Raw genomic sequence first — 10,914 nt, forward strand, 5'->3', positions numbered from 1 at the left:
ATGGAGTTTTTATCGGAAGAGGAAATATATAAAATTTTAGAACCCTTACAAAAGCATCAAGTAAAGGTTTATTATCCGTTTTACGCCAATACGTTTCCATTAGCATTTCATTATTCACAATTGTTACGAGATAAGAATGAAACAGGATTTATAAATGATAAAATAATTGAATACTCTTGGACCGATGATTTTCCTTCAAAGGCTGTTACTGATAGTGTGGCAATAGACAGTTTGAAGTTAAGTGATTATCAGTTGCCAGAAAATATTAATGTCTTCTACTCTAACAAAGAACTTAATGAATTTAAGATAAGACTTAAGAACAAAAGAGGAAGTCGGAGTACTGGCGAGCGTATAGATTGTGTTGATTTCTCTGAATACCAGCAACGATTCTTTTTTATAGATCATTCGAATATTGCTACTTCCTTAGTTCAAAAATATGAGGAAACTGTTTTAAAAAGAAATTCGGATTTTGAAGATTTGTTAAGAAAATATACTGTGGGTCTTGATGATAGTGTTTTAATAGAATTTCTTGCAGCAAACGATGAAATTGAATATGAAATTTACACGGACATTCCAGATGAAGCAAAAGCATATTTTGAGGCCTTTCCTAATTTTAAAGTAGATAATGTTGTTGAGAGTTCATTACGTTTTCTAAATCCAACAAAGAAGAATAAATCATTTCGTATTTATTTTTATGGTGCTCCAGCTACAATGTTTTTTCTCGACAGAGCCAAGCATGGTAGTAGATTTGTTCCAATATTTAATAGTAAAACAACTACTGGAGCTAAAACATATCTATATATTCATTACAACAAAAATCACAAAAGAAGTAAAATTAAAGAGATTAAAGTATCTCTATCGTCTTATTTTAAATACCTTTTTTGTACAGCTGCAAATGATAGAACAGGTTATGTTCTCAACAATATTAGAGAGGCATATAATAGAATTGCGGCAATAAGAAGACATCCTTCATATTTCTATTCACCTGATTCTTTTGCTGAATGCATAAGTCTACACCATAAAAATGGAAATGAATCTGTATATGTTAATAATGAGCTAACTGTAAAAGGAAAAATAGAGGATTATGAAAATAAGATCACTGTTTGTCATTTCGGTTTAGGCAGAATAGGCCTAGGTTTGGTCCTGCCTTCTATATACTATGACATTGAGGATAGCAATGATGCCACAAGGAAAACCGTATATGCTATTCAAAAGGTGAGAAAGGGCTCTGAATGGAGTAAAATAACTGAAGACAATGAAGTCAAGATTAGTATCAACGGTGATAACGGTTTTAAACAAATAATTTCTTTATTTAAAAAAACTAACCCACAGATAGCTTTAGTTAATAACTATTCTGAATTTAAGGATCAAATTAAGAGTGCTGATGTAGTTACATTTTCTTTTGGTTCTTATGATGCTCAAAAAGAGCTTATTGAATATTTACAAGATATTAACTATAAGGGAATCATTATTCCTTTTGAAAACAGCATTGTTCCTAACGAAGTAGAAAAAAAGGACAGTGAAATATGGGTAAATGAATATCCTAAAAACTTCGTTAAATCGAGCAAAATTGATAGGATTTGTCCTAATAGAGTTTTTAAAAAAGATTCTCTAACAACAGTTAATGTAGATATTGAGAATAATTATGAAATAGTTCTATATCACGATAGTGAAGAAATAAGAGATAAAATAAAATCAACTTTTTCCACTCAGTTACCCGAGAGAGATAAGAGTTTAATGATTTGTAATTCTGAAACAGAGTTTAATTTCTTCTCTGACCGTAAAAAATATTTTGTAAATGGTTTACATTTCTATTTGGCTCTTATTGCCTATGATTTATTACGTGATAGAAATATAGATAATTGGAAACAGCAATATGTAACTATCTTACAATCTGCAATTAATGAAGACGCGCATTATAAACTATTGATAGATACATTTATTAATATTCTTTCAATTCATATAATCAATAAATTACCTGAAAGCAACGATTTTACAAAAGATTACTTTCAGTTTCCAATTGATGACGAAAATTATACTTTCCTTCACAAGGAGCTACTCAATTATGCTTCGGATGTAAAAGAACGATTTAAAAACTCTAAAGATGATGCGATAACACGTGTTTTAAAAATTTTAATTGAAGAAAAATCAGGTGAAATTAAGTTACCTGATTATGAAAAGATTAAAAATAAAATGGAAATTTTTTATTCTTCTTTAAAATCAATATTTACAGTTGGATATGATCAATTATCTGCTAGTAAGAATGTAGTATCAAAGTTAGCACCAAGAGAAGAATATATATCATTCTTTAATAATTATGGGCAGATACTAAGTAATGTATTTAAAAAAACTATCTCATTTAGCAATAAGATAGTTGAAAGTAAAGACAAGGCAGTTAGCGATTCAAAGAACAAAGTTTTGCCATTCATTAGGAACATAAAAAAAATTGTAAACAAAGAGCAAAATACAATTGTTTTCTTTGATGTAGATGGGACATTATTTGACACAACAAGAACATTTGAACCTGCTATTAGGACTACTTTAGATAAATTTGGTATAACTGATTTTGAGGATAAAAGAGATTATTGGCTTGACGTAGTTGGAAAAGACTATGATACTTTAGAAAAGAAAATAAAAGAACAAGAATTTACTGGTAGTTACTTAAACTTTTTAAAAACCTTACAAGCTAAAGAGTTTGCTTTAATGTTAAAGAGTGGTGTTTTGTACAGGGACACCTCAAAATATTTAGAAAAATTAAAACAAGATGGTTATAAGTTAGGTATTTGTACAAATACTCGTGAAGGATATTATGAACAGGTAGCAAAATGTTTAGATTTAGAAAAGTTTTTTATTGATGACTTTGTTTTGTATCCAGATAAATGGAAAGATAAATTTGGAAATGGGAGGCTTCCAAAAAATAAAGGAGAAATGATTCAATCCATTTTAGATTTAGAAACCCCATACAAGTCTTTTCTTGTTGGAGATCGTATGTCTGATAAAAACGGAGCAAAAATCTCAAATTCAATATTTGTACCTATAGAAAGTCCATTTAGTGAAGATGAAATAAAAAATGACGTGGCTTGTTGTAAGTCTTTTAAAGATGTGCACGACTTCATAATTGATAATTTATGATAAAATTCTACTTAGTCAATATGCAAGTGTGTCTTTGATGATGTAATGTTCCCTATATCTAAATCTATGAAATAAATTTAATCTCCAAATCTGACCTTAATAACAAATTTTTGTCGAATTTAGAGGTGTCCTAAAATGGGATAGGCTACAAAATGGGATAGGCTACAAAATGGGATAGGCTACATATAAGGTTTACTACTACTCATATGTATGATAGATAACCAATATAACTGTTCTTCAAAATCTCTGATCACTTTATAAAATGATAGTAATTAGAAATGCGATATTAGGGGTAATCTTTATTCTAAAACCCAATCCCATTCAATATTGTCAGTTCGTGTAGTAGGTTTTTGAAACCCATCAGTTAATTCCAATACATTCTTGTATGTTAGGTCTTTTAGTTCTGATATTTTGAGGGTTTCAAGATCTTCCATGGCTTTTATAAAACTATAAGTAAAGACACCATTATTCCATTTTTCACTTTCTAAAGCGAATTGTTTGCCACCTGTTGCAGCAATAATATATGACCCATTACCGCGATTTAGATCATAGAATAAATCTCTAAGGGTTTGTAGCTCTTTGTAACTTTTTCTTAGTATTCCTTTACTTCCTCTGGTATTAACATCATACTCCTTAAGTTTATTTGATGTTGAAATAAAGCTTTCTAAGTCGGTGTCATTTTTCTCACCGCTATAGCAAGTATCAAGAAGTAAAAGTTTTTTTCGTGCTGGAATATAATTCAATAGGTTATATATTTCCTCATAAGAAAATCCCTTGGATTTTGGGTTTTCAAAATCTGTGTTATGTGTAGCGAAGTAAAAATTATCTTCTTGGTCCAATAAACCATGTCCAGAGAATGAAATAATAACAATGTCATCCACATTAGTTTGTAGAAGTTTTTCTTTAATGGACATAAGATTAGAACTTGTGACAGACTCATTGAAATATGTGTTAATTTTGATACCCGAACCGAATCTAGATTTTAAGTATTCCTCAAGTTTATTTACATCATTTACGGCATATTTTAAGTTCCAGTTAGAGTCTTTATACTTAGAGACACCTATTCCAAAGTAGTGCACTTTAGTGTGTGTGCGCTTTAATGTATTATTAATTGTTATAATTTCAGGATCACTTTCCACTCCTTCCTTATTAGTTGTTATTGCAGTAATTACATTTTTGCCATTATTTAATTCGATTTCATAATTTATGATACTTTCAAAGATCGAGTCCTTTGAAAAAACACCAACACCATTAACATAAATATTGATTTTTTCCGAATTGTTTGATACATTAAAAGACATTGGAATTTTTTCTAGCCTTACTGTAGATTGAATATTTTCTTTATTAATAATACTAATTTTTGGTGCTTCGATAGATAATAAATCAATTTGCTCACTTAGTCCGTTTTTTGCTAAGCGTTTTAAATAATAGTTTTTATATAGTTTAATGACCTTTTTATTGGCATAACCTAATCGATTTAAAATGATGTCAGGACGGTTTAAAAAGACTGAATAGTTAATAAGAGGATAGGCTTTAAGGTTTTTCACAAAATGATAATCTCTAATATTATTTTTTGTGGAACTAAAATAGCCCTCTGGTGTAACGTATAAAACTGATCTTTCAACACCCTTTTTGCTTCGTTTTTCAGATAGTACAATAGTTAGTTCTAGTGCAAATGTATCTAGATTAATAACCTTAATTTCACTATTATCTAAAAACACGAAAAGTCTTCTTCTACTTTGAATAATATCTTTACATTCTGCCGAAGATTTTAGATCTATTATCATAAGAGGTGATTTTCCGTTTTCGTTCCAAACGTATAATTCTCCATTTTCATTTGCAGATACGTACTTATTTTCTGATTTTAAATACTTAATAATAGATTTATTCCATATTCCATAAAACTTTGTGTCAATTTTCAATGTATCTTTTTCTAACCGCCCTTTTGCATAATCGCTATAACCATCACTTGCTAATATACTGCCATCATTATAAAGTTTAAAGATGTTATTATAAGTAGATTTCTCTATTTCTAATGTCTCAATGTTGATGAAATGAGTTTTATCATTATAATACTTTTCTCTACTATTATTATCATAATTCTTAGACTTTAGGCATAAATATTTACCATCATCGGAGAAAAAAGTTGTAGCTTTTTGATAGTAGAATGTGAGAGAGCCAATATCCAAAGTCTTTTCCTTTATTTTAAAATTTTCTAAATCAATAATAAAAAGCTTATCACTTCCGTCATTAACTGTTGCTATTGTGGCTGCTATTTTATAGTCCTGGGAAATGATGATTTTATGATAAGGCATGTACTCCAAATCAAAACTTTTACTTTCCCATATAAAATCGTTTAGATTTGAGAGTTTAGAAATCCTGAAAGTAAAGTTTTTATCGTCAGCATTATACTTTACGTACAATACTAAGGAATTGTTTTCTGAATTTTTAAAAATGCTAGTCGAAGAAATATTTTTTAGTTTATTATCAATTGTTCTAAGATTATTAAGGTTTATGACGAAGTCATCGTACTTTAAAATACCATTAGCTAATACTTGTGGCTTATCCCAAGTATTAAGTGTAGTTTTCGAATTCCATTCATAAATGGAGTCATTAATTGGGTTAACACTTATTAAACTATTATAATCTCTTGAAATGATGTCGTTATCATGAACAGATCGATTGGATGTAGATTCAAGATTATTGATGTGATTATCTTTTAATAGTCTATTAGTCTTATTGTTAAAGATGAGATTTTTGACTTTTAAGTGGTAGTTTATAGTGTCTTTTGATTGTGAGAAAATCGTTGTATGATCTTTGTCTAAAACTACACCAGAAATATAATCTTTATATTCTCGTTGTATAATAGTTTTTGAACCGTCGAATATATCAAGAACAACTAGCTCATTATTTTGTTTGTAAATAATTTTACTTTCAGAAAAAAAATGATACGTGTTTAATGGTCTTAAAAGTATATCTCCAGAATTTGGAACTTTAGTCCGTTTTTTTTTGAATACGTCGTATAGATAAAGATAATTAATATTATCTTTCTCAGAAACTGATTGAAAAATTACCTGATTAGAAGCCAGGAGTGATTTTAAGTGCTTAATAGCCTTTTTCTGAGACAATTCAATATCTACAAACAAACTATCTTGATTTACATAAAAAAGCTTTTCAGTTGTTTTATAAAATTGGTTTTCATAGCAGTACCAGGAATTATTGTTGATTTTCAGATTTACACATTCTAGGTTTTCATTTGGCTTAAATTTTATCATATTATCTTCATAATAGTTAAGTTTTCGCCGTTTAACTAATCCAGTTTTAAAGTCAATTATACCTATTGTACTATTTATGTCTTGGTTAAAATCGTCATATTCATTCATGCTACTTTCCTCAAAAAAGAGACAAGAATTACTATCATTGTTAAGAAAAACTTTAATAGGTCTTTTAAATTTATAATCACAGAGCTTTTTACGTTCTTTAACAGACCATATTTGGATTTGATATTTATTATGAGTTAGGATATATTCTCCATTTTGGCCTAGCTGCATTTGCATTCTACTAGATAATGTATTGTTTAAAATTTTAACACTCTCCTTTTTGTACAGTGTGTCAATCAAATTAACTGAAGGCTGATCATCGAACAAAGAATTATCTCTTACTGGATACTTGTATAGAATATTTTTATACTTAGTTGAGTCTATAGACTGATTAGGTTTGCGAAAAGATTTATCTGAAAATATGAGGAGGGTGTCCTCTATTTTTTCGAACAGTGTCACATTATCAATATTCTCAATGCGTTTTTTAACATCAGAATTGAAATCGTCATCAAAATTAAAGTAGTCATATAATGTTATACCAAAACGCATTACCCATGCATTTCCATTGATTATTTTATTGCCAATAAAGATGTCTTTCTCTGATTTTGGATGTGACAGATTTTCGGTTTTAAGTATTTCAATTATTTCATAAGCATTTGTACTATAAATTGGATTTTGGTTTTTAGTTAAGGCTAAATATTTGCCATTGCTAGAGAATTCAATTTTTTCAGGCCGATGTATTATTTCTTTTCGCGCTAAGACCTCTAAATCGGGAAGCCTTCTTGTTTCAAGTCCATAGAAAAGACTGTCATTTTGTTCCTTAATAAAATATATTACCGCAAGGTATTTGTTGTTAGGGGAAAGTTTTATTTGTCTAATTCCACTAAATGTTTTGACTGTATTTTCCTTAAATGAAATTTCTGCATTTTTTTTTAATTCATAATAAGGTGGTGTTTCTTTATTTACGGGTTTAGCTTTGTGTAAGTTAGTAGCAATGACAGCGTCATTAGTTTTAAGTGAAAAATCCAAACGAATATGACCAGGATAAACTTCTTTTGGCTTTTGTTTATTATTAAAATCAATTATAAATATACTATCTAATGGGTGCTCATAAAGCGCTTTATAATAGTAGTATCCGCCTAATTCGGTTTTTACCATAATTTCTGTGTTGCTACTTCCTTTAAATTGTATAGATTTAATTTCTCTGTCTTCATCATTAAATACTTGTATGGAATCAACTATATTAAATTTATCAAGATTTACAAGATATACGGTGTCGCCATAGAGATGTTTTCCGCCAAACATAGGAGAATAGGCAAGGAACTTTCCGTCTGCACTCAATGTTGAATTAGATACAGGGCCATTTGTTTCAATGTAGCTCTCCTGTCCAACTAATAAAGAAGAGTTAAGAAATACCAATATGAAAAAAATATAGTGAAACTTCATCTGAAAGATTTTCTAATTAAATTTAACAAAAAGAATACCTTTTTGAGGATTTTGTTAAATATTTATTTTAATCGAGACGAATAAATCTGACTACCTTTTTGTTATTCATAGTTATAGATTAGAATTATAGCAATTTGTTAAAATTAAATTTATAAATTACAAAACCTAAAGTTGTAAAACATGAAAAAAGTAATTTCTACACTATCACTGTTAGTAATTTGCTCGTGCAAAGTGCACCAAAGATCAAATATTCAATCTAACGAAGAGTTCGTTGTAGAAATGAAAAGAGCAGATACCAGAGGTGGTCTTATAGAAACCATACTTCAAGGAGTGTTTTTTGGAGCTTCTTATCTGGCGGACAAAACTTCAGAATCATTAGTAAGTACCTATTCGCAATCACTTTCAATAAATAATTATTACAATACAGATTTGGGTGACGTTGAGAAGACCTACAAACAGATTCATATTAAAAAATACTCAAAACCCAATAGTCCAGAGAAGAAAGCTCAAATTACCTCTATCGTTAAAGATGAGATCAGTGCTATGCCAAAGTCAAGGGAGAATACAGCTGCTTTAAGCATTGATGATGTTATAAGAATTGAAGAAGATGATTTGTTAAATTTTTATGCAGTAATTGAGTTAATAAGTGACCCGCAAAATCCAGGCATAACAAGATTGAGTTTTAATGAGCTTAGGGTTTTCTTTTCTAAAACTAAAGTATATACAGATGAAGATCTTAACGCAAAAATTTCAGTTGCAATTGAAGGGCAATGGAGAGGTGAAGATGGTACTCCTAAAAATGCTATATTGATAGAGCAGGAATATGATTTTAAGAACCTTAAATATGGAGTAGAAAACTTAATAGATACACCTATAGTGTCACCTTGGTATTATGATATTCCAATTACTACTCAATTGGAGGACAATGATAATTATGGAGTAGTGAAAATAAATGTAAGATTAGAAGAGTATGAGGGTAATAAAAGCAAGTATGTTAATAAACTACCGAGCATGTTAAGTGATAATAAAGATGCTATAATTTCTGATGGTGTTTCAGCAATAGAAAAAATTACAAACTAGTTAATGAAGATACGAGTTGATAAAGTCTTGTACAGAGATGCATTATTGTGTACTATAATAACATTTATAGTTGCTGGTATTCTGTATTTTGCATTTGTAAATCTTTCTATTTTAGATCCTTTTGAAAAAGCATTTAAAGACTTTAAGTTTACGGATATATTTTATTCAGAACGTATGAATAAAGAACAACGTAACAATAAAATAGTCATTGTAAACATAAAACATGCTGACCGTTTTCAAATTGCTCAGGTTATTGATAAAATTAATGCTCAAGATCCAAGTGTCATCGGTTTAGATATCATATTTAAAGACAGAAAATCAGAATTTATGGATTCTATTTTAAAGTCAGCCTTTGTATCGAATGAGCGCATTGTAACAGCTTACTTTCATGATAAAGATTCCATAGTTAACAATCACCAGTATTTCCAATTTGATGGAGAATTCAAGGGTTATATAAATTTAGATTTAAAGGGGCAGAATTCTGTTATTCGTGACTTTCAAGGTGTAAAAGGGAATAATAATGATGAGTTTGCTTTTGCGACTCAACTGTCTATAAAAGCTGGATATATGGATGAGAGTTATGCCAGAAAAGAATTAAAAAAACCGATTCCAATTAACTATACAGGTAATAAAGATGTTTTTCTCAGTTTTGATATTGAAGAAGTCTTAAATACAGATAAAATACCATCTTTTAAAGATGCAGTTGTTATCCTTGGCTATTTGGGAGATGGTAATAAAGATTATGATATTGAAGATAAACATTACACACCTTTAAATGAAGAATGGGTAGGTAGGGCTGTACCAGATACATTTGGTGTAATTATCCACGCTAATATTCTAAACATGCTCTCCAAACAGAATTTAATCCATAGAGTCTCTAAATTCACCATCTATTTATTATCATTCATCGTTTGCTTTTTTACGATATTATTTTCTATGAAACTGCATATAAAAAATGGTTTTGTTTTTTCTATGTTAGAAAAGATTATTCAATTACTACTTTCAATAATTTTGGTTTACTTGTCTTTATTATTACTACAAGCTAATATATATCTAAGCGTGGTACCTATGATTCTCTTATCTGTATTAGGAATAGGGATGATAGGTTACTATGAGCGTTTAGTTAAATATCTTAATAAAAAGTTTAAATGGAAAAGTCGTTTATCATAATAATAATAATCTCCTTTTTTACATCAATGCTATGTGCTCAAGACAGCCTTTGTGTGTTTAAAACAAGTTCAGGCGTATTAGCTAAATTTGATGGTAAAAAAAGACCATTAAACAAAGGAGATTTTTTAAATAAAAAAAGCACTGTATATATAACTTCGCCTTCAGATATTATTCTTATAGATTCTAAAGGAGAGGCCTTCAATTTAGAGGATGTTGCTTCTTATACCTATGAAAGTATATTAAATCATAAAGCTATTGAGGGTCAAAAATCATTGACCTCAAAATATTTTGAGCTTATATGGGATGAATTATTAAGCCGCAAGTCTGGTAAAACCATTGTTGGAGGTGTGTTCAGAGGAGACATACTTATGGAATTTCCTATTGATAGTACCAAAACAGCGAGTTCTAAATTAACTTTTAGTTGGAAAACTCAGACTGATGCTTCTCAATACTTTGTATTTATAAAAAGTAAAAACTTTGATGAAGTATATAAGTTTGCTACCAATGGTAATGAATTAACACTATATAAAGATAATCCTATTTTTTTTGAAGGAAATGGATTCGAATGGTCAGTATCTACATCCGAATTTCCAAACTTTAAAAATATTCCGTTTTATGCTTTTGTATGGATTGATAGGTCAGAATACGAAAAACTTAAATCTAATTATAAAGATCTAATAGAAGATTTGAAAGCTGTTGGACTATCTATTACAGAAATTGAAGACACGCTCTGTGAGAACTATGGGGTTTGTAAAAACTAATTACT

The 10,914-nt window shown here is 29.3% G+C and carries 5 protein-coding genes; 4 read left to right on the forward strand and 1 reads right to left on the reverse strand.

Annotated elements, in window-relative coordinates:
• A complete protein-coding gene (locus tag EM932_RS01545) occupies positions 1 to 3,132 on the forward strand; it encodes an HAD hydrolase-like protein (protein ID WP_135874755.1) in 3,132 nt (1,043 codons plus the stop codon).
• Between the two features lie 299 nt (positions 3,133 to 3,431).
• On the opposite strand, the gene EM932_RS01550 is transcribed toward EM932_RS01545, so the two are convergent.
• Positions 3,432 to 7,898 carry a caspase family protein gene (locus EM932_RS01550; RefSeq protein WP_135874757.1) on the reverse strand — a complete coding sequence of 1,489 codons (4,467 nt, stop codon included), beginning with the start codon at positions 7,896 to 7,898 and terminating at the stop codon, positions 3,432 to 3,434.
• Positions 7,899 to 8,078: 180 nt separating this feature from the next.
• Between EM932_RS01550 and EM932_RS01555 the strand changes: the two genes are divergently transcribed.
• The 3 genes from EM932_RS01555 to EM932_RS01565 are packed head-to-tail and all read left to right on the forward strand — an operon-like array spanning position 8,079 to position 10,909.
• The gene (locus EM932_RS01555; protein ID WP_135874759.1) at positions 8,079 to 8,978 is read left to right on the forward strand and encodes a hypothetical protein; all 900 of its coding nucleotides are present in this window, start codon (positions 8,079 to 8,081) and stop codon (positions 8,976 to 8,978) included.
• A gap of 3 nt (positions 8,979 to 8,981) precedes the next feature.
• Positions 8,982 to 10,148: a CHASE2 domain-containing protein gene (locus EM932_RS01560; RefSeq protein WP_135874761.1), complete on the forward strand. Its 1,167-nt coding sequence runs from the start codon at positions 8,982 to 8,984 to the stop codon at positions 10,146 to 10,148.
• Positions 10,127 to 10,909 (forward strand): hypothetical protein, encoded by a 783-nt coding sequence (locus EM932_RS01565; protein WP_135874763.1) that lies wholly within the window; start codon positions 10,127 to 10,129, stop codon positions 10,907 to 10,909. The genes EM932_RS01560 and EM932_RS01565 overlap by 22 nt, the downstream gene beginning before the upstream one ends.
• The last annotated feature ends 5 nt before the right edge of the window (positions 10,910 to 10,914 follow it).

Origin of the sequence: Flavivirga rizhaonensis (assembly GCF_004791695.1) — a bacterium.
Classification (GTDB): Bacteria; Bacteroidota; Bacteroidia; order Flavobacteriales; family Flavobacteriaceae; genus Flavivirga; species Flavivirga rizhaonensis.

Excerpts from the sequence above, each read along its gene's own strand:
- EM932_RS01565 (WP_135874763.1), top strand. The coding sequence starts at position 10,127 with ATGGAAAAGTCGTTTATCATAATAATAATAATCTCCTTTTTTACATCA.
- EM932_RS01555 (WP_135874759.1), top strand. The coding sequence starts at position 8,079 with ATGAAAAAAGTAATTTCTACACTATCACTGTTAGTAATTTGCTCGTGC.
- EM932_RS01550 (WP_135874757.1), bottom strand. The coding sequence starts at position 7,898 with ATGAAGTTTCACTATATTTTTTTCATATTGGTATTTCTTAACTCTTCT.
- EM932_RS01545 (WP_135874755.1), top strand. The coding sequence starts at position 1 with ATGGAGTTTTTATCGGAAGAGGAAATATATAAAATTTTAGAACCCTTA.
- EM932_RS01560 (WP_135874761.1), top strand. The coding sequence starts at position 8,982 with ATGAAGATACGAGTTGATAAAGTCTTGTACAGAGATGCATTATTGTGT.